General features: G+C 36.1%; 16 protein-coding genes. 2 read left to right on the top strand and 14 right to left on the bottom strand.

Annotated features, from left to right (window positions below; genetic code table 11):
• Window positions 1-95: 95 nt before the first annotated feature.
• The gene (locus ACWV26_RS03380; RefSeq protein WP_455896969.1) at window positions 96-404 is read right to left on the bottom strand and encodes a metal-sulfur cluster assembly factor; all 309 of its coding nucleotides are present in this window, start codon (window positions 402-404) and stop codon (window positions 96-98) included.
• Window positions 405-456: 52 nt separating this feature from the next.
• On the bottom strand, window positions 457-1,233 hold the full coding sequence (locus tag ACWV26_RS03375; RefSeq protein WP_455896968.1) for a serine aminopeptidase domain-containing protein: 777 nt from the start codon (window positions 1,231-1,233) through the stop codon (window positions 457-459).
• A gap of 198 nt (window positions 1,234-1,431) precedes the next feature.
• On the opposite strand from ACWV26_RS03375, the gene ACWV26_RS03370 reads away from it, so the two are divergent.
• Entirely contained in the window at window positions 1,432-2,241 is an 810-nt protein-coding gene (locus ACWV26_RS03370) for a Cof-type HAD-IIB family hydrolase (protein ID WP_455896967.1), read from the top strand.
• A 19-nt stretch (window positions 2,242-2,260) separates the two neighbouring features.
• A complete protein-coding gene (locus ACWV26_RS03365; protein ID WP_455896966.1) occupies window positions 2,261-3,118 on the top strand; it encodes a DegV family protein in 858 nt (285 codons plus the stop codon).
• Window positions 3,119-3,189: 71 nt separating this feature from the next.
• On the opposite strand, the gene ACWV26_RS03360 is transcribed toward ACWV26_RS03365, so the two are convergent.
• From ACWV26_RS03360 to ACWV26_RS03305, 12 genes are all read right to left on the bottom strand, one after another.
• Window positions 3,190-4,659, bottom strand: a complete 1,470-nt coding sequence (locus ACWV26_RS03360) for an alpha-amylase family glycosyl hydrolase (protein ID WP_455896965.1) — start codon at window positions 4,657-4,659, stop codon at window positions 3,190-3,192.
• 308 nt (window positions 4,660-4,967) lie between these two features.
• The gene (locus ACWV26_RS03355) at window positions 4,968-5,324 is read right to left on the bottom strand and encodes a YisL family protein (protein ID WP_455896964.1); all 357 of its coding nucleotides are present in this window, start codon (window positions 5,322-5,324) and stop codon (window positions 4,968-4,970) included.
• A gap of 137 nt (window positions 5,325-5,461) precedes the next feature.
• The gene (locus ACWV26_RS03350) at window positions 5,462-6,364 is read right to left on the bottom strand and encodes a fumarylacetoacetate hydrolase family protein (RefSeq protein WP_455896963.1); all 903 of its coding nucleotides are present in this window, start codon (window positions 6,362-6,364) and stop codon (window positions 5,462-5,464) included.
• Window positions 6,365-6,404: 40 nt separating this feature from the next.
• Window positions 6,405-7,598: a DUF418 domain-containing protein gene (locus tag ACWV26_RS03345; RefSeq protein ID WP_455896962.1), complete on the bottom strand. Its 1,194-nt coding sequence runs from the start codon at window positions 7,596-7,598 to the stop codon at window positions 6,405-6,407.
• Window positions 7,599-7,611: 13 nt separating this feature from the next.
• On the bottom strand, window positions 7,612-11,286 hold the full coding sequence (gene addA / locus ACWV26_RS03340; protein ID WP_455898167.1) for a helicase-exonuclease AddAB subunit AddA: 3,675 nt from the start codon (window positions 11,284-11,286) through the stop codon (window positions 7,612-7,614).
• A complete protein-coding gene (gene addB, locus ACWV26_RS03335) occupies window positions 11,270-14,776 on the bottom strand; it encodes a helicase-exonuclease AddAB subunit AddB (protein ID WP_455896961.1) in 3,507 nt (1,168 codons plus the stop codon). The genes addA and addB overlap by 17 nt, the downstream gene beginning before the upstream one ends.
• A gap of 76 nt (window positions 14,777-14,852) precedes the next feature.
• Window positions 14,853-15,464, bottom strand: a complete 612-nt coding sequence (locus ACWV26_RS03330; RefSeq protein WP_455896960.1) for a TVP38/TMEM64 family protein — start codon at window positions 15,462-15,464, stop codon at window positions 14,853-14,855.
• A 290-nt stretch (window positions 15,465-15,754) separates the two neighbouring features.
• The gene (locus tag ACWV26_RS03325) at window positions 15,755-15,985 is read right to left on the bottom strand and encodes a CsbA family protein (RefSeq protein WP_455896959.1); all 231 of its coding nucleotides are present in this window, start codon (window positions 15,983-15,985) and stop codon (window positions 15,755-15,757) included.
• Window positions 15,986-15,996: 11 nt separating this feature from the next.
• Window positions 15,997-17,166 (bottom strand): PDZ domain-containing protein, encoded by a 1,170-nt coding sequence (locus ACWV26_RS03320; RefSeq protein WP_455896958.1) that lies wholly within the window; start codon window positions 17,164-17,166, stop codon window positions 15,997-15,999.
• Between the two features lie 219 nt (window positions 17,167-17,385).
• Window positions 17,386-18,819: a S41 family peptidase gene (locus tag ACWV26_RS03315; RefSeq protein WP_455896957.1), complete on the bottom strand. Its 1,434-nt coding sequence runs from the start codon at window positions 18,817-18,819 to the stop codon at window positions 17,386-17,388.
• 79 nt (window positions 18,820-18,898) lie between these two features.
• Complete coding sequence (locus ACWV26_RS03310; RefSeq protein WP_455896956.1) at window positions 18,899-19,474, bottom strand: peroxiredoxin family protein; 576 nt, start codon at window positions 19,472-19,474, stop codon at window positions 18,899-18,901.
• A 556-nt stretch (window positions 19,475-20,030) separates the two neighbouring features.
• Window positions 20,031-21,356 carry a murein hydrolase activator EnvC family protein gene (locus ACWV26_RS03305; RefSeq protein ID WP_455896955.1) on the bottom strand — a complete coding sequence of 442 codons (1,326 nt, stop codon included), beginning with the start codon at window positions 21,354-21,356 and terminating at the stop codon, window positions 20,031-20,033.
• Window positions 21,357-21,362: the final 6 nt, after the last annotated feature.

The following is a 21,362-nucleotide window of genomic DNA, read 5'->3' as shown; positions in this document are numbered from 1 at the left end:
TTTTTGATATAGCGTAGAATGGTGAATTTTATTTATGACTCAAAAAAAAATCAGTGAGGACAATGTTATTCCTCACTGATTAAGTCTTTTGTATATTATTTAATGCCTAGTGCCATTTTAGCATAGCGAGACATCATATCTTTTGACCATGGTGGATTCCAAACAACATTTACATCGACATCTTTTACTTCTGGGATATCAGCTAATGCTGTACGGATTTGATCAACAATAATTGGACCTAATGGACAGCCCATTGATGTAAGTGTCATTGTGACTAGACATAAACCTTCATCATTTAAGTCTACATCATATACTAAACCTAGATTCACGATATCAATACCAAGTTCTGGGTCAATGACATTTTCTAAGGCTCCCATAATATTTTCTTTTAAATCTGCGTCCATGATGTTTCCCCTCTCTTTACAGTGTATATCCATCATAACATTACTATCTATCTTATGCCAAATGGTCTGCAAGCCACTTTGTTCCCGCTAGCATACCTGAACGATTTACTTTATGGCCAGCAGACTTTTCTACGATGAAAGCTAAGTCATTTGGATGTTCTGCATAATCCTGCTTAATACTTTCATAAAATGTATAAGTGGGAGCAAATGGGACCATGTGATCTTTTTTACCGTGCCAAAATAATACTGGACGTCCCTCCATAGCTTCTTTATGTTGGCTCATATCAAAATAACTTAATGTTGTTAACATTTTATCTAACTCTTCTTCAGTTAGAGGGATTTTAAATCCTCTTTCTTCCATTTCAGCCAGTTGTAATTTTGCTAATTCAACATAGGCAGGAGCACCCATCATCACTGCTGCTGTTTTAATCCATGGATAGACAGTAAGACAACCCATCGTTATAATGGCTCCCATTGAAGTCCCAGAAAGAGCGATTTTATCATTCGTAAGTAATCCTCGTTCTTTTAATTGGTCATATAAATATTTCACTTCTTCAATTGAAGTTAATACGATTTCCCAAAAATGTAGACTCAGTTGAATCTTATCCAAATGATCTTCGCGATCTCCATGTAAAATAGCATCTGGCATGATTACACGAATATCTTTGTTTACTAGCTGATATGCATAGTGAAGATTATGCTCCTTTGCACTTTCGAAGCCGTGTAAAAAAATCACAACCGGTGTTTGATCATTAACAGTTTCCTCATTATATATATGAAGTAAAGGGATGTTGCCCCAAATCTCATGGTCGACTTTCAATTCATTCACTCCCTTATTTCTATATCTTCATGGTAACAAAAAAAGGGAACTGTTACAAAACTTTGACTAGAAGCTTGTAGAAAGGATAAACTTTAGGTAAGTAGTATTTCCTATAATGGACATCTCTTTCATCGATATAGCTCGTATATATCACCTAAAATAGAGAAAAAATACAAACTAAACATATTTAGAAAGGGCGTGTTACGAATGGTACAACCCCATTTGATTGTTTTAGATTTAGATGGTACCCTATTAACCGATGAAAAAGTGATTTCTGACAAAACAAAGCGTACGATTTTAAAGGCAAAAGAAGCAGGACATGAAGTAATGATTGCAACTGGACGTCCTTATCGTGCGAGTAAAATATATTATCATGAACTTGGCTTACATACACCAATTGTCAATTTTAATGGTGCGTTTGTTCATCATCCATTAAATCAAAATTGGCACACTATACACAGCCCAATTGATTTAAAAGTTGTCAAAGATGTAGTTGAATCACTACATCGAGATCAATATGAAAACTTGATAGCAGAAGTAATGGATGATGTATATGTGCAATATCATGATGAAAAATTACTCAATATTTTTAATATGGGTGATCCGAAAGTTACAACTGGTGACTTAAAGAATTACTTAAAAGAGAATCCTACCAGTTTATTAATCCAATCAAATGAAAAAAGCGTTCCGACTATCCGAAAATATTTAGCGGATACAAAGGCTGAGCTTATTGATCATAGACGTTGGGGAGATCCCTTCCCTGTCATCGAAATTGTTAGACATGGATTAAACAAAGCTGTCGGTCTATCTCATGTAGCAAAGGACCTAGGCATCCCACGTGAACGAATCATTGCATTTGGCGATGAAGACAATGATTTGGAAATGATTGAATATGCAGGCGTCGGTGTTGCGATGGGTAACGGAATCGGTCAGCTAAAAAATATTGCCAATGAAATTACCAAATCAAATAATGAAGATGGAATCGCAGAAATTCTTATTGATCGTCTTCAAATATAGAAATTAGGGGGATGTAGTAATGAAGATATTCGCGGATAGCGCCTCTGATTTACCCAAATCTTTTTACGAACAGAATAATGTCAAACTAATACCTTTACGAGTTCAAATGAAAGGCCAAGAGTACGATGATGTGGTTGGTATCGACATTCAAGAAATTTACAAGGCTATTGCTCAAGGAGAGATGCTCAAAACATCTCAAGCCTCTCCTGAACTCTTTTTAGAAGAATTTAAAGCACTTGGTCAGTCTGGAGAAGAAGGCATTTATATTGCTTTCTCTTCTCAACTTTCAGGTACTTATAGCACTGCTGTTATGATGGCTGAACAAGTGAAGGAACAATACCCTGATTTAAAATTAACCATCATCGATTCAAAATGCGCATCTTTAGGAGTTGGTTTACTAGTAAAAGAAGCCGCTCACCTACGCGAAATAGGTTGTCATGCAGACGAGATTGTCGAAAAAGTTCGTTTCATGGCTGAACATATGGAACATCTATTTACGGTAGAAGATTTAGATCATCTAGCAAAAGGTGGTCGAGTTTCTAAAGCTAGTGCATTTATCGGTGGACTATTAAGCATTAAACCTTTACTGCAAATGGAAGATGGAAAACTCGTACCAATCGAAAAATACCGTGGTCGCAAGAAAGTGATGAAGCGAATGATTGAGCTCATGAAAGAACGCGGTGATCAACTATCAGAACAAGTAATCGCCATCACACATAGTAATGACATTGAAGCTGCCGAGGAGATGAAAGCATTAATCATTGAAAACTTCCATCCAAAAGCAGTGGAAATTCATTCAATTGGTTCTGTCATCACAGCACACACAGGAATAGGAACCATTGCAATATTCTTCCTAAACAAAATGCTATCAGAATAATATTCTAGTAGGATAATGCGAAAAGCCTCTTGATTTCATTGAAGAAATCAAGAGGCTTTTCTTTTTATTATTTATGCTTTTCTATTTTTCCGACCTCTGCGTAATATAACAACGATAAAGCCAATAAATAATAAATAAACAATACCTAATGCAATCATATACGGAATATTGATTCCTTTATGTTCAGTTACTTGGTAAAGTTCTACAATTTCGCGTTCTATTACTAAATTGTACTTGCCATTATCCGCTTGTCTGACAATATCATTTTCAAATAAACCATGAAGTTCTTTATTCTTCCCAATAACAGAAGGATCCAATTGGTACTTTTGGGTTTTGCTTGTATTGTTGACCATTACAATCCATTTTTCTTTATCAGAATAACGTTCATAAACCATTAAGCCGTTTTTGTTTTCTAATAATTTATATTTTCCTGTGCGAAGCGTTTCTGATTTGTTACGAATTGATTGAACATCACCAATATATGAAATGATATCTTCTTTTGTACGGAAATCCATTGGCGCATGAGTTTCTGTTGTTTTCACACCATTTTGGGCAATCTCAGTGCCGTAAGTAACAATTGGCACACCTGGTAATGTCAATATAGTCCCTAGTGCCACTTTAATACGTGTTGGTGGAAACATATTTTCCGTAGCAGCAGCATGAGTAAAACGCGCACTATTCAAATCGTCAATGATCAAGGCATCCGGTTTTTGCGTTTCATTGTTTGCATACGATTTGAAGGGTTTTTCCATTTTAGAAGAATCTTGATTTACACTTTTAAAGATTGATTGATAAATATCAAGAGTTTGTGGATTATATTGTAAATCAAAATTGGCATCACTTTTTTCATTTGAAATAACATATAGTTTAGGATTTTGCTCTTTTATTGCAGCAATCATCTTATTGATAAATGCTGTATCTGCATTGCCTAATTGTGTTAAGCGAATTCCGTCTACTTTATATTTCCCAACAAATTCAACAGCCGCATTGATTAATGCTTGTTGCACTTCTTTGTTATTTGTATTCCAGTTAATGCGGTCAGAATCAGTAGAGGTATACCAATCCTTATGATCATTTTGTAATACCCAAGCATGATCTTTGCTGACATTATTAATCGGGAAATCAATCATTGCTTTCATCTGATTTTTGTGGAGATTATTTATTAACGATTTAAATTCAGCACTTGTACCAAAATGACGTTCGATCTTACTATAGTCAACAACAGCATTACCATCATATGTAGCAGATGAAAAAACAGAGCCCAGCGAAATCATGGTGAAACCTAAATCTTGAAAATAGCTCAACTTTGTTTCAATCCCAGCAAAATCACCACCATGAAATGCTTTTGGATCTTTTGCATTAATATTATAGTCATTTTCTACACTCTTATCGAAAAAGCGATCGACTAATACATCGTATATACTTTCATCTTGAAGTTGATGATTTGTTTCTTCTTTTGCTTGCGCAATCGTTGTTGTGCCAATTGTTGAAGCTAACAACGCTGTAGCCACAGCTGTACTTATCCATTTTGCAACGTTCACTATCAAGTCCTCCTTTTGCAGAACTGTCCTAAGTAATTTTAACAAACCATTTCAAATCTCTCCATGTTTTCCTAAAAAAACATACACAATTTCGTCAAAACTGTGTCATGTACTTTGCACACACTAGTTTTCATGACATAACTGCTACTACTTGAAGTGGGATTAAATTCGCTTCCTGAGCAAGAGATTCAATTGTTCTAACATATACATCCACAATTATATAAAAAGTTACTTTCAATTTAAAATGAGCAAAACAAAAAAACACACCCCAACATAATCAGGATGTGTCAAACGGAATCGTTTTTTTCCTACAAGAATTTCATACCTAATGGTAGATGTAAGCCCATGTATAAAGTGAAGAGTAAGAAAATCACAAATAGTGTCCAAAGTACACCAGTAGATTTGCTTTTTTCTTTGCGAACCAATACCATTTCCATCATACCAATTACTAGAATACCACCTAGTAATTTTAATCCATATTGCATTGCCATCGGGCCAGCCATTGCTGTGCTGAATAACATTCCACCTGTGATTAAAATCAAGATGTAGAATACACGTAAAATCATGTGTGTCACTTTTTGCCCTTTAGAACCTGTTGCCATAGACGCTGACACAAAGAATAAAATGATTGCGATTACAATCGAAGTTAAATGCATGTGTACCATTTTCAAATCCTCCATATTAAATTTTACTAGTCACATTTATCCTATCAAAACAGTAAGAACTATACAAATATAACAGACCGGTGGAAAACTACTTCCACCGGTCTCTTGTCAAAATTGTGAATATTCAATATAGTATCTTATTCGAAGCGGTTCACTAAAGTACCGATTCCTTCAATTGAAACCTTTACAACATCCCCTGATTTAAGATATTGTGGCGGATTCATCCCTTTACCAACACCTGCTGGAGTTCCTGTTAAAATAACATCGCCAGGCTCTAAAGTTACTAATTTAGAAATCTCTACAATGAGATCTTCAACTGTATGCATCATGTGACTAGTTGAACCATTTTGGCGAACTTCATCATTTACCTTTGTAACGACAGTTAAATTTTGTGGATTAGGGATTTCATCTTTCGTTACTAAATATGGTCCCATTGGGCATGAACCATCTAGACTTTTACCTAAGAAATATTGTTTATGTTTATCTTGTAAATCACGTGCAGTAATATCATTTGCGATTGTATAACCAAAAACATAATCAAATGCTAAATTTTTAGGAATGTTTTTTCCTTTTTTAGCAATGACAACAGCCAATTCACCTTCATAATCTAATTGTGAAGTGACTTCTGCATGTAATGATAATGTTTGTTCATCTGCTGCAATAGAAGTTGGTGCCTTTGTAAATACGATAATATCTTCTGGTGCTTGTTCAGCACCCATTTCTTTTGCATGTTTATCATAGTTCTTACCAACGCAAATAATGTTTTTCGTAGTACGTGGAATTGGAGCTAACCATTCGATTTCAGTAAAGTCATGTTTAAATTGTGATGGATTTTCTGATTCTTGTGCGGCGCTTACTAGTTTACGAGTTTGTTCGACAAATTCATAACCGTTTGTCATACCTTCTACAATGGTATTAGCATAAGAAGGGAGTACTTGAAGCGTTTTTTGAATTGCTAAAACGTCCCAAACAGCTTCTTCTTTTTTTACTTTTGGACCAAAACTTAAAACATCGTTATAACGAAAAGATAAGATTTTCATGAATATTGGCACTCCTTCTTTTTTTACAATGATACAACATTTACAGATTTATTTCCTCTTTTTTTAATACAGATTTTCCATAAGTTATTCTCTTCCAAACTGTTTCAATCGGACCTTGATTAAAGAGCATAAACCAAATGGTAGCAAAGATTAATTGGATTACGTAAATACCAACAGCTAACAAAGTTGCTGTATCTACTCCAATTTTCCCATAGAGCCCTAAACCAAAATGATAAAAGATTAATGTACCGATGATTGATTGCATAAGATAAATGGTCATCGACATTCGACCAACTTTTACAATAGGTGATAAAATCCTAGTCGCATACGGAATACAGCAAATTAAGACAATCACACTTGCATAGCCTACTGTTAAAATAGGTCCTCCAAAATACGTTTGTATATAATCTAAAAAGTAATTGCGATTCATTGTATAGGGTAATGATTTCAAATAAACCCCTAATGGAATCATAATCACTGCTAGTATGCTCCATAATAGCCATTTACTTTTTGCCTTTTCGACCAATTGCCATTTAGAAGCAGCTGCTCCAATCAGCATATACGGTAAAATTGTAAATAACGCCATAATCCACATAGAAGGAGAAAATTGAACGGATAAATCTGCTAAACGCTGCATAAATGCTTCCGTCCATGACCCTCCACTATATGCTTTGATTGCTTTCTCTACCGATTGAATATCTACAAATTGAGCAGGATCTGTATTTTCTCCATCTACTATAGAGGCAAGCCCTGATAGTAATGCCATTAATCCATTAATCCCCATATAGAAGATTAAACCAATCGCAAGCAAAAAACCTGGTCGTAAGCGAATAAGTGCTATCAACACAAAACCGCAAAAAGCATATGTCATTAATATATCTCCCCACCATATGAAGATTGCATGCAACACTCCAATGATGAAGAGCACAACTAGACGTTTCATGCTCAATTTATAAAAAGAATCACCTAACTGCGTTGTTTTTGTATATTGCATGGCAAGCCCGTAACCAAATAACATTGAAAATAATGGATAAAAGCTTCCTTGCACGAAAATATCTAACCATTGTTGATATTGCTTGTCTGCAGGGATTGTAAACCACGTTTTCAAATCAATGTATGGCAAGGGTGTACTAAACGCAAACATATTGACTAGTAAAATGCCCAACAAACTGATACCACGAAGGATATCTAATGTATCAATTCGTTGTTTACTAGTTGTTGGTGTACTATTCACTTCTTATTTCCTCCTACAATTCCACTGACTGCATTGCATCAAATGCATAGATTACTTTTTCATGTACATTGATTTTTAAAATTTCTTCTAATGCTTGCTTATATATTGAAAGTTGTACACCATATCGGTCAATCATAGCTTTACGCAATCCTTCAATAGTTTTCATACTTGGTTGAATTCGGTCCGTTTTATAATCGAGCAAAATCCAATTTCCATCTGTATCTTTTAGTAAACAGTCCACTACCCCTTGAACAATTTGTGTATCCCCATCTTGATCTTCAAGGCTAATTGTAAAAGGCATTTCGCGGTGTAACTCTGTTGCTCCCATAAATCGGTGCCCGATTTCAGTTTCAAAAAAGGCAATGATTTTATCTGCTTGTACACTAGACCCTTCTTCTACTGTTAATAATTGTTTCTCAACCAAAGTCTGAACAAATTGTTGGACTGCTTCTTTTTCATGTAGTCCTTCTTGCGAGACATGTTGCATAACGGTGTGCATGGCAGTACCAATTTCCGCTGCAGTTAATGATTTCTTTTGTAAAAACGCAGGTCTAGATGCTACCCTTTGCTGACTAGCTGCAGTTTGAATAAACAGCTCTGGCTCAACTTGTGCTTCTAAATGTTGCAAACGTTTTAACTCACTAACTGATGTTTTAGAACGTTTACTAACAGCACGCTCATAAGCATATGGCGTATCAAAGCGTTGTTGAATTTCTTTTAAAATCGCTTCGTCAACAACAGGCAGCTCTTCTTCAACGGTTGCCTCTTCTTCAGTAGCTTGTACATTAGTTGTTTTAAAATCATCTGTATCAATAACAGTTAGCTTCCAATGTGATAATTCGCAAATGTTTCCTTCATTTTCTTCAAAATCTGGGTGTCTTGCAAATGCTGGTCCAATCCAGTCCAGATAACTCTTTGCTTTTGCTCGTAAATAATCAGGAAGCATTTCACCTGGTGGGATACGTTTAGCATCCATCCAAGTTTTTCTAGTCTTTTCCCAATCCTTCACAGTACCAACTAAATATAATTTTTCTTTTGCTCTTGTCATCGCAACATATAAAATACGCATTTCTTCCGATTTCATCTCTAACGTTTTCTTTTCAGCCATTGCGAGAAAAGGTAGTGACGTGTATTGAATTCGTTTTTCTGGATTAATCATTTTGACAGCTAATCCGAATTCTTGGTCAAATAAATAAGGTAAATGGAAGTCCATTTTATTAAATTCTCTTCCTAGTCCTGCAACAAAGACAAATGGAAATTCTAATCCCTTAGAAGAGTGAATGGTCATTAAACGAACAACATTTTCCTTCTCACTAACTGCACGCGCTTCTCCTAAATCATCTCCTCGTAAACGCATCCGATCTACAAATCGTAAGAAACGGAATAATCCTCGGAATGATGTTTTTTCATAAGCAACTGCACGATCATATAAAGCACGCAAATTAGCATGACGCTGTTTACCATTGGTCATAGCTCCAACCATTTCATAATAATTCGTATCCATATAGACACGCCAAATTAACTCTGAAAGTGAACCACGTCTTGCTAAATCCCGCCAATCTTCTAGATGTAATAAGAAGCGTTGTAATTTCTCCGCAGTAGAAGATTTTAGCCCTGCTCCCTCATTTCGAACAAACTGTTTTAAGGCATCATAAAACGAGGCCTTAGGATCAGCTAAACGAATACTTGCAAGTTCATTTTCAGTTAAGCCAACAAATGGAGCTCTTAATACTGAAGCAAACGGAATGTCTTGATATGGATTGTCGATAATCTTCAACGTGTTAATCATGATCATAACTTCAAGTGCTTCAAAATAACCTGATGAAATTTCAGTGTATAGTGGAATACCTGCTGCTTTAAATTCTTCTACAAGGTCTACTGACCAAGTCATAGAACGCATTAAAATCACAAAATCTCGATATTCAGCAGGTCTTTCAGTTTTCGACCATGGATCATAAACCGTCTTATTCGAATCCATAATACGGCGAATTTCTTTAATGATATAACGTGCTTCTTGTTGGGATTTTTTCAACTCTTCTTCAACTATTAAATCTGAATCTGTTTCTTCTTCTTCTTTTTCAGCTGTATGTAAGATAGCCAATTCAAGTGGCATCTCTTTTTGATCATATGGTGCTTTTGGTTTTAATGCAGCTGCCTCATCATAATCAACTTCACCGACTGATTCCCCCATTACTTGCTGAAAAATAAAGTTCGTCCCATGCAATACATCCGGTCGGCTACGGAAATTAGCATTCAAATCAATGCGTAATCCTGTATCAGTTGGTGAATCACTATATGTTAAATATTTGTGCAAAAATAATGTCGGTTCAGCTAATCGGAAACGATAAATAGATTGCTTTACATCCCCAACCATGAACATATTGCCGTCTTCTGCATTCCCACTTTTCACTAACTGTAGAATCGTTTCTTGTAGGCGGTTCGTATCTTGATATTCATCTACTAGCACTTCTTTAAACTGTGCTCGATAATCTTGGGCTACAGAAGAAGGCACAAGTTTGCCGTCAACTTCATCCGTTAAAATAGATAAGGCAAAATGTTCTAAATCGGAAAAGTCGACAATTCCCTTCGCACTTTTGGCTTTGCCATATTGTTCACTATATTGAATTGCTAGCTCAACCAATGTTTCAATTATTGGTTTCATAAATCGAATTTCATCTAATAGGCGGTCAGGGGGCCGTTTAAAGAATGTCTCGATTGGTCCTTCAAACAATTCCTTTGCTTGTTTTCGTTTGGACTTTGCAAGTTCTAATAACTCTTCATCACAACTTCCCTTTTTTTGAGCCTTTGCACGGTCCAGTTTCGCAGTTTGAAAGAAGTCATAGGTCTCTACCCAAGATTTTTCAGAAATAAACGCTCTTGCTTCTTGGAATAATATCAAATCTTTTTGTGCAGTTTCACCGTATGCATATGGTCCATCCGGTTGCAATGAAATCTGATTGACTTCTTCTATAAGAGCAATTGCCCCATCGATACTGTGTAATATCGCTTTTTTAATATGTGGCGTAAATTCCAATTCATCAATCGTTGTATCTTCATCAATTGCATAATGGTCTGGTAATGAACGTAACCATTTAATAGGTTCAGGATTTACTCTAGACATTTCATACAACTTATTTAGCAATACTTCAATGGCTTGATCATCTCGGTCTGAAGTAAAACTATCGACCAAGCGATACACATCCTCAACATGCTCGCCATCATATGCTGCTTCTAAAACTTCAGCTAATGTATCATCCTTTAATAGGGCCGCTTCCGTGTCATCTGCAATGCGAAAGCCTGGATCAATATCTAGTAAATAGGCATATTGACGAACAATATTTAAACAGAATGAGTGCAACGTTGAAATTTGTGCTTTATTGATTAAGCTTAGTTGTCTCCGTAAATGTTTAGACTGTGGATTTTTAGTGATTTCCTTTTCCAACGCTTCAGCCATGCGGTGTCGCATCTCAGCTGCTGAAGCATTTGTAAATGTCACAACTAAAAGCTCGTCAACATCAATAGGGTCTGTCGTAGAAATAACTTTTTCTATCATTCGATTAATAAGAACTGCGGTTTTTCCTGAACCCGCTGCTGCAGATACTAAAGTATCTTGACCGGTTGCCCAAATGGCTTTCCATTGTTCATCCGTCCAAGTTGCTTCTTCCGGTTTCTTAGGAATTTGTATCATCACTCGTTGCCTCCTTTCTTATTTTCTCGATGATTTCATCTGACTTTTCTACGTGTAATTGGCGATAATGCTGGTCGGTGTCCGTTGTATCGAACTGACAAACACTCTTAAACGAACAGAACTCACACGCTGTTTTTTGATTCATCCTAAAAGGACTAATATCTGTACAGCCCTCTAAAATCTGTTCACCCGCCCTTTTATGTTTGTGTCGAACAAAGCTGTTTAATGTCTTCATATCATCTGGACCAATGATTGATGACCTGTTTGGTGATCTACTTCCATCCTTTTTCATATAAATCGGAACGACTTGAGAGTACCCCCCACCATCAGCTAATTGATCGTCCATGGCAATGATGGCATCGTAGTCATCTAATAGTAATCCGCGCATTTTGAAGTCTTTTAGTCTTTCGTTTTCGGCTTCTTCCTGTGATAAGCTATTATTTGAACTAATCATTGGGTTATGGATATGAATATATAATACACCGCCCGCTTCTGCATGAATTGGTAGCCATTCCTCTGAATTAGTAATAGCTACATCCAAATAGGTTAGCATTTGAAGTGATAATCCATTGTAAACATCATTTAAATCTAATTTATGAGCAGATGATTTATAATCCACCACACGTATATACGGCTTACCATTGATTGTTGTCGCATCGACTCTGTCAATTCTTCCACGCATTTGCATTTTCTTATGATCATTCAATTGAATAACTAGTGGTGGTAATGGTTCACCAGGACCAAATGCTGCTTCCACTGCAATCGGCTTAAATCCTGAAACTCTTGCATGTTGACTTAGGGATTGTAATGTTCGTTGTACGATATAAGTAAGCTTACGTGCGATATAACGATAACGTGCGGTACTAAGCAAGATTTGATGGTAAAGAAGTGGGGATATTGCTTCCACTGCTTGTTTAGCTAATAATGCACATTGGGCACTTGATAATTGGGCCCATGTGATGTTCAATCGATCTGTTTCTTCGCCAATCCATTTTAAGGCCGCGTGGAATAAATCCCCGATTGTAGGAGTTTCCAAACGGAACTCTGCCCTTTCTTCTAAATGCAATCCATAGGTTGAAAAATGCGCAAAAGGACAACGATAGAATTTTTCAATACGCGAAACACTAGAAGTTAAGGTATCCCCATATAGAGCTTCTGTAATTTCTGGTGTAAGATGTTCTGCTTGGTTATGTGTCTTTAATGGGCGCATTAAACGTTCTAATACACTGCTCCAATAAGGATCTTCTTCATAATATCGTTGCAATGCAAGCCACTCTGCACCTAATTCATGGTCATCTTGATGCAATCTGAGTTGTTTCATCAAGTAAGAAAGAGATGTTCTTGGATGTGTAATATAAGAAAGTGCACTTTGCTCTTCTTTTGATTCACTAGGGTCCATTAAAACAATTGATTTCTTAATGCCTTTCAATTGTTCTTCTAACCGTTTTACATAGAGTGATGGTAATAGTGCTTTGCTTTCCTCATCTGCAATGGCATAAGATACGGTTAAACGCTCAGACTCCATTGTGAATGCATGATATGTGATGAATTCCTCTTCTAGCAACCGTGCTTTGGAAGTTGGGGCAATTTCATATCCAATTTGACTAAACCATTCACGTTCACTATCAGCTAAAATCCCCTCGTGATCCATACGTTTTGGGTAAACCCCTTCGTTCACTCCAATGACAAACACTGCCTTCATCTTCGTAAGCCTTGCAATATCAGCATTTGCAACTGTTACTTCATCAAGAGATGGTGGAATTCGAGAAAATTCTAATGTATCAAAGCCTTCATCTAATATTTCTAATGCCTCATCTAAAGACATTTGTTGGTCGCCAAAAAGCATATCAAACTGCTCTAAGATCTCTACCCACTTGTTCCATGCTTGTTCATGTTCACTTGCAGCAAGTAAACGCCCTTTTTCAATTTCACGGTCTTTCAATGCTTGGAGTTTATCAAAGACCTCTAATCTTTCCATAAAATCATAAAGAGCTGTCACAATATCACGACCAGTAATCGCTTCTTGTAATTGATCTTCTAAAGACTTGATTGGTTCACGGATAACTTGACGTACTGCTTCGATTTCTTGTTGATATGCACGTTCTTCATCCGTTTGATTTTTTGTGTACAATTCTAAACCACGATATTTTTTATAAATCCAGCGTCTTTCCTCGAACCAGCGTTTTCCATATATCCCTTGTGCTAATACAAAGTTTTCAAGGATATCCGCTCTTTCTCTCCAAACCTGGATATCTTTTGTCGCAGGGAAAAATAAATCTGTTTTAATCGCACGAAAAATCGGCTCATACTTCCAATCGGATTGAATCGTTTCTAATGCTGATCGGCTCAATTCAATTAATGGATGATGGAGCATTGGTTTTTTCTGACTGACAAAGAATGGAATATCGTATTGTGGGAATATCGTTGAAATTAGTGGATCATATGCATCAGGTTGACGGTATAAAAGGGCAATATCTCGATAACGCATCTGTTCATTTTGTGTCAAATTTTGAATCTGCCTTGCAACCTCGTGGATTTCTGAGTGTCTATTTGCAGCTTCTATTATTTGCACGCTTCCATCACTATCTTTTGAATAAGGTGGAAAGACTTCAAATTGGCTTTCTATATGTCGCAAATCCGCTGTTTTAAATCGATGTGGATGTGAGCAATGTTTAATTGGTTCGACTTCTATACCATTTTCAAAAGCAATCTCTTTTAATCTTGCACATGTACGCGCAGATTGATAAAACAAAGCTTGTTCGTCATCAGCATCCGCTTCAGCTTCCATAGGTAAAACAATTGTGACGCGTTTGGCCACTTTTAAAAGCTCTTCAACTAATTCAAACTCTCTCGTTGTAAATGCTGTAAAACCATCTATATAAAGATCTGACTGTCTAATCATTTCAGAGTTCACTAGTTTTGAAGTAAGTAATGGATAATATCCTTCGCTGTCAACATATGTTGTGCCTAATGATTCTTCGACAGCTTGGACAAGAATTTGTAAATCATGCACTTTATCTTTTAACGTTCTTGGCGCATCTACTTGTTCGAAACTTTCTTCAAGGTTTACTAATGCCGAACTATCTAAACTATAGCGACTAAACTCTTTTAATAGTCTCTCCATTTCTGCTGTAAATCCACGTTTATCAGCAGCTTTACGGAACAATGCAAACTCTTCTTTATGATTTTCTAATAATTTTCGAATAAGCATGCGATAACCGAAGCCATTTACTTCTTTACGGCTAATCCCACCTGTTTCCTGCAAAACACGCCATGCTAAACGTTTAAACGTAGTAACTTGTGCTCTGATTAACCCAGTAATATTGTAATCATGTGTCATATCATATTCAGCAGAAAATGACATTTGGTCTGGCACTATTAAGAAAATGGGTGAACCCATCGGCTGTTTTTCTACTTCAGCAACTATCTCTTCTTGTATGAATGTCGTTTTCCCCGTCCCAGACCTTCCTGTTACAATACGTAAAGACATGAATTTCCCCTCCTTATTATCTATAATATCTATACATATCTTAACATATTTTAAGAACAAACGTTCTATTTTAATCTTACTTTTTAGGGGGATTTCTCATTTCATTTTCAAGTTTCTTATTTGTCCTAGCTTCCACTTGTTTTCCTCCCCACCACAGCAAGATAATAAGGACAATAATGAGGATTGTCCGAACTGGATTTGTGATTAAGGCACGTAAATCTGAACCAATCCAACTAATGATAAAGATCATCATTAATTTTGCTAACATGATGATAAATAAATAATGTTTCCGCTTTAAATTCGATAACCCTGCCACTATATTGACGATTGCAGAAGGAGTAAATGGAAAACATAAAAGAATTAACAATGGGGTAAATCCTTTATACTCCACCCAATGAATTAATTTCTGGACGGTTGGTTTTTGAGTGATAAACCGAAACATTTTTGATTTACCAAATTTTCGAGCGAGCAAAAATACACAATATGCACCGAATACTGAACCAACCCATGAAAATAAGAAACCCCACCATAATCCATAAGCACTTGCATTCGCAACAATAAATGCAGCCAATGGCAAAAATGGCAAAAACGCTTCTAAAAACGGTAAGAAAACAGCGAGTAGAGTACCAATTAAGCGATATTCATGTGCAAGTGATTGAAAATATTCTAGAGATAACCATTCTGGCACTCTATTTTCCTCCTTCAAACTTCTGTTTAACAAGTTAAGAATTATTTTTTGTGAAAAGCTACGTATACAAAAAGGAATTTACAATGTATGTAAAACGATCACTTTTAAGCATTCTATTCTTTCATACATTATACAATAGTTCTACTATTCTTCATCTTAGAAAGGATTCATTTGTCCAATTTTTCGACTTTTTGTCAAAATAGTTACAAATTTAAGTAAAAGGACATAATGGATAGAAAAATATTCCTAATCAACATAAAAAGCTCGTCCATAAAGGACAAGCTTCTTTTTTAATTCTTATGCTGTTTTTTCATGCGAGAGGCATACCAGAAACCAATTGTCAGTGAAATCGCATCGATTACATACAAGATTGGTGGATGTGTGTAGCCCGCATAAATAGAAGCAGCCATTAATGCTACCGAAAGTGCTAAACCTACATAATGTTGAAATGTTATTCTTGTAAATAACACAACCAATAGACCAGGTAAAATAAGCGCCATCAAAAATTTCATCACCGACATCTGATCACTCCTTAGCGGACAACGAGCAATCCGATTCTAAAATGGTCATGGCGATAAATAACATGTTGTCTTAGACGAACTTCTCCGTCTTGATCGATTACTTCTAGTCGACAATGTGCAGCGTTAATTTGCAACGCTTCATAAAGTTCTTCCTCTGTTTTTACAGGAATACCATTTACTTTGCGAATGCATTCTCCTACTTGAATCCCCATAGCTTCTGCAGGTGAATCCGGTAAGACACCCGCTACCATCACGCCTGAATTTTGAGGTGTGACAGCATAACCACCATGACGTTCACTAAGTGAATAGATGATGGATATTAATGCCCGTCCGATAATGGCTACACAAACGGATGCAATCCCCATAATCGGTAAGAAATAAGCAATTATTGCTTCTGCCAAAACGAGTAACCCTAACATTTCAATTGTTTTCCCAAGTTGTGGGTAGAAGTGGACTGGAAGCATTTTACGTGCACGTTGTTGGAAGCCAATGACAAATGGTACCAGAATCAATGAAAATGATTCACTACCTAATGAAAATTGAGGCCAATAAGGAACATACTCTTGGATTGTTCCACCAGGAAGTACAAAGAATATTGGCAACATCCATAAACGTTTTGCTAAGTAGATTGCTGAAGGTAATCCACGTTCTGTCTTTAGGATTTTAGGAGATGCAAGAGATGCTGCATTCTTTTTGATTAAATAACCTTCTGCAATTAGTAAAATACCAATCATGACAGGAATGGTTACAAGCATTCCAATATGCATGGAAGCACTTGTTATATCCCATTTTAAGAAATGCCATGAGCCATCAGCAATATATGTATACCAAAGAATAACAAACGCTATCCCAAGAGAATACGCTGCAGATGCAAGATGGTAGTAGAATGTTAGTAAGCAAATAACACCTACAGCAGCACTTAATATGATCAATTGAATCGGTACAACTAATCCAATTGCAATACTAATTATAGAAATGATTAAACCAAGTAGCCAACCTTCTTTGATCATCAGAATGGTTTCTGACCATCCCCAAAAAATTCGAATATTAAGGGATTTTCTCTCATCTTTTACGCGGCGATAACCAATCAAAATTGAGAAAATAATCGCAACATATAATAACGGATTTAAAAAGAAGCGGCCGATGCCTTTTAATATTTCCATGACAAAATCTAAGAACATAGTTTTGCATCACCTTTCAATCATTTGCTACAAATATGTTTTCTCTTCATTGTACCAAACGACCAGGTGAAAACGAAGTAATTTTCGAACTATCTGTCAAATAGATTTACAGTTTCTAAAGAATTACGGGCAGTAATCCTCAATTGGGATAATGCCCGATACGTTCTATGTTCAATCAGCTAGAGTTAGAGTAACTACTCTGAATGAAGTTTCATCTTATTATTTTAATTCATGATTGATGTAGCCTACAGCCATTTGTAATTGTAAGTCATTACTTATATCGTTTCTATATTTCACCATATCTTTATAGAGTGAAGTAAGGAATACTTCATCCATTTGTGTACTTTCTGATAATTGATGCTTTTTGTTATAAGCACTGATTGCCTCTGCTGTTGTGCGATCAAAATATCCATCAACTCTACTAACAGGGAATCCTTCAGCTTTTAGTATCTCTTGAACGGTTTGAATGTCTTCAGAAAAATCCCCTTCTTTGAAATTACCTGCCATTGGAGGTAATTTCATATTGAATAATGGATTTTGTTCGACTTCTAAATTTGCTTTGATTCCTTTACCATGAATCCATTCACGTTTCGGTGTCAGCCATTTATGAGTTGAAAGTTTCAATTCCCCTCCGTTTGACAATGGCCATGTCTCTTGAACTGTTCCTTTACCAAAGCTTTTTACGCCAATAATAGATGCACGTTTCAAGTCCTTTAATGCAGCACTTAACACCTCACTAGCAGACGCACTTCCTTCATCTTGTAAAAGTACAGTTGGCAATGTTCTCAGTTTCTCATCATACTTAAATTCCAAATCCTTATTCGTTATATTAAGTGGTTCCTGATGTCCATATGCATCTTCCATATAAGCATACGTACTATTAGGTTTTACCAAACTACCAATGACTTGCTGAACACTCTTCAAATAACCACCAGGATTACTTCGAACATCGATGATTAATGCAGTGATATTTTGTTTTAGAAGCTCATTTGTATTTTTGTACCATTCTTCCGCTGTTTTCTCTCCAAATACTGAAATGGAAATATACCCAATGTTTTTTCCTTCCGAAACTAACACTTTGTTTGTTACAGAAGTTTGAGGAATCGCAGCTCTTGTAATTTTCAATTCCAAATGACGATTTTCTTGGGGCCTGAAGATCGTCATTTTCAGGGTTGTACCTGTTTCCCCACGAATGAGAGAAATAATTTCTGGTAACGATTTACCATCCGTACGCACACCATCTATTTGTACAATTTCATCATATGGTTTTAACCCTGCCTTTTCAGCAGGAGATTCTTTCATCGGAGATACGATGATAAACCGCCCTTGGCTTACCGTAATTTCAGCACCAATTCCTACACGCTCATCTGCTAGTTGTTCTCTATGAAGTTTTGCTTCTTCCTTCGTATAGTATGTACTATACGGGTCCTTTAGTGCTCCAGCCATCCCGTTAATAGCGCCTTCAACAAGCTGCTTCTCTGTCGTTTCATGGACAGACTCATTGCGAATTAAATCATAAGCTTCGCCAACTGATTGCAAAACGTTATTTTCCGCTTTTACTGCCTTATCTGCTTTCTGGTTCTTAACGAAAGCAAAAACCCCAACACATAATACAAGTCCTAATAATAAATAAAGCCACCATTTTTTTCGCATATATCTCGTCCCTCCCATATCCATTTAATGTATGAATAGAGAACAAAAAATAAAACTCAAAAATGGTAGCCATTTATCATTATTTTAATGTAGTAATTGATTTTTCCATCATTTTTTGATCCATTGGCCCAACAATTTTCTTTTGGATTTTACCAGTTGAATCAATTAAATAAGTGGTAGGAATGGTCACAATTTCATACTGCTCTTGTTGTTTGCCTTCCTCGTCCAAAAGAATCGGGTATGTGATATCATAAGATTTTGCAAAATCTGCAATATAATTTTTATCCTTATCTGCTTTTGTCAAATTAACCGCAAGTATTTCAACATTATCATCTTTTGCTTGTTTTTTATAATAGTCTTCCATATGTGGAATTTCTTCTTTACATGGTGGACACCAAGTTGCCCAGAAGTTCAAAATAACTTTTTTACCTCGATAATCTGAAAGTTTAACTTCCTTACCATCCAATGTTTTTAATTTGAAATCAGGTGCAAGTTGATTGTTAGCTAAGCCACTTTTTTCATTGATTTGAGCTGAAACTTGTGTGGATGAGGTATCCACTTTTTGTTCATCTGCTAATTTTGATTTCACTACATTCGTTAAGGCAATTGCGATTAATGCAACAATTAGTAGCAGACCAAAGATTTTCTTTTTCAACTTTGTAACCTCCTCGGTTGCAAAAAATAGTTCAAGTAATTCATCCCATTTATATTCAGCATACACAAACTCTTAGTACAAATTCAATCATACCATCTTTTATATTTACATTGGTGCTTATTTGTAAGCTAGTGATAAGCCTTTTCGATAACAATACTAGGACATTTAATAATTAACTTAATACTAAATCTTTAATTTAATGTGAAGTGGAATTAGCTACGCTTTCCTGCGGGCGAGCGGTGCGTCTCCTCCTACGCTTCGCTACGTGCGGGGTCTCACCTGTCTCGCTTTTCTTAGCTAGGAGTCTTCGCTAATTCCACTTCAATAATAGTTGGAGTACTAATCTACATCAAAATTTTCTAGATAAATCCTTTAAAAATATTCTCCTCTTCTTACTAAATCAATGGCTTCCTCATTTAACTAAGTGGTCCCCGTCTAAAATGTATTTTAATCAATTTAACCTGTACAAAAACAAAAATCTGCATTCTATCTCAAATAGAAATGCAGATTTTCAATAATTAAACACTATTAATTTAGCCTTAAAAGTTAACCCTTGTTACAAAGAGATATAACGTAGTGGATTGATTGCTCCAACTCTTTGTCCTTGCCATGCTGTTGTGTGGATTTCAAAGTGGAGATGGCTTCCGAATGCTCGGCCTGTTTGTCCCATATAGCCGATTACTTGTCCTTTTTTTACAGATTGTCCAACGGTTGTATTATATCCGCTTAAGTGTGCATAAACCGTTGTGAACGTGTGTCCTTCAATGGAATGTGTAATCATGATGACATTGCCGTATGTTGATAATGGGCTAGCCTTGAATACGACACCATCAGCGGCTGCAACAATTGGTGTTCCTTGAACATTTGCAAGATCAACACCATAGTGGAATTCAGGACCTGCACCGATATTACGCCATCCAAAACCAGATGTTAGGCGACCATTTGTTGGCTTTGTCCAGGTTCCACTTGCAACCTCTGGAATATCGCCAGTTTCAACAGGATTAGAAACTTGAGTAGTACTACTGCTAGAACTTGCAGAGCTTGCATTTTTGCGTTTCTCTGCTGCTGCAGCCTCTGCTTGTTTACGTGCAATTTCAGCTAAACGCGCTTGTTCTTTCGCAATATCATTTTCAACCTCTTTACTAATACTTAGCGCTTCAGAATATTCTTTTTCTAATAGCTTTTTCTGAGATTTTAATTTACTTTGCTCTGCTTCTAAAGCATCGATTAGTTTGTTTTTATCTTTTTTCTTTTCATCCAATGTTTGTTTTAACGATGTCAGTTCATCGCGATACAATTTTTGCTTTGATAATTTTGTTTCTAGCGTTGCTTTTTGTTCCTCTAGCTTTTTTTTATCGTTTCTTTGTTCTTCCATGATTGTTCGGTCAGCTTCTAGTAACATATTTACTGCTGACACTCGGTCGATCAAATCACTAAAGCTTTTTGAGCTTAAAAAAACGTCAACATAACTTACAGAACCGCCATTTTGTTGAATAGCTCTAGCACGATTTTGAAGAAGAATGTCTCGTTCTTTAATCTTCTTTTCTAATTCATCAATCGATGATTTTAGGCTATTAATATCAGATGTTGTTTGATCAATATTCTCTAATGCGATGGAAATCTTTTTATCTGTCTGTAGGATTTTCTGATCGAGTTTTGTAATTTGCTCCATGATGCCATCCATTTTAGACGCGTTTTTATGAATCTCTGATGATTTTTCTTGGATAGTTGAGTTTAAGTCAGATTTTTTTTGGTTTATCTGTTGTTGCTTATCTTTTAAATCATTGATAGATTCTGCATGTACATCTATTGTTGGCAAGATTAATGTTAGTGCTAATGTTGCGGCAATTGTGCTTGAAACATTCTGCAATCTCTTTTTCAACCAGTG

It is taken from the genome of Rummeliibacillus sp. JY-2-4R, from assembly GCF_053847205.1.
Note: the sequence above shows the minus strand (reverse complement) of the source record. Positions and strands in the feature narration are given on the sequence as shown.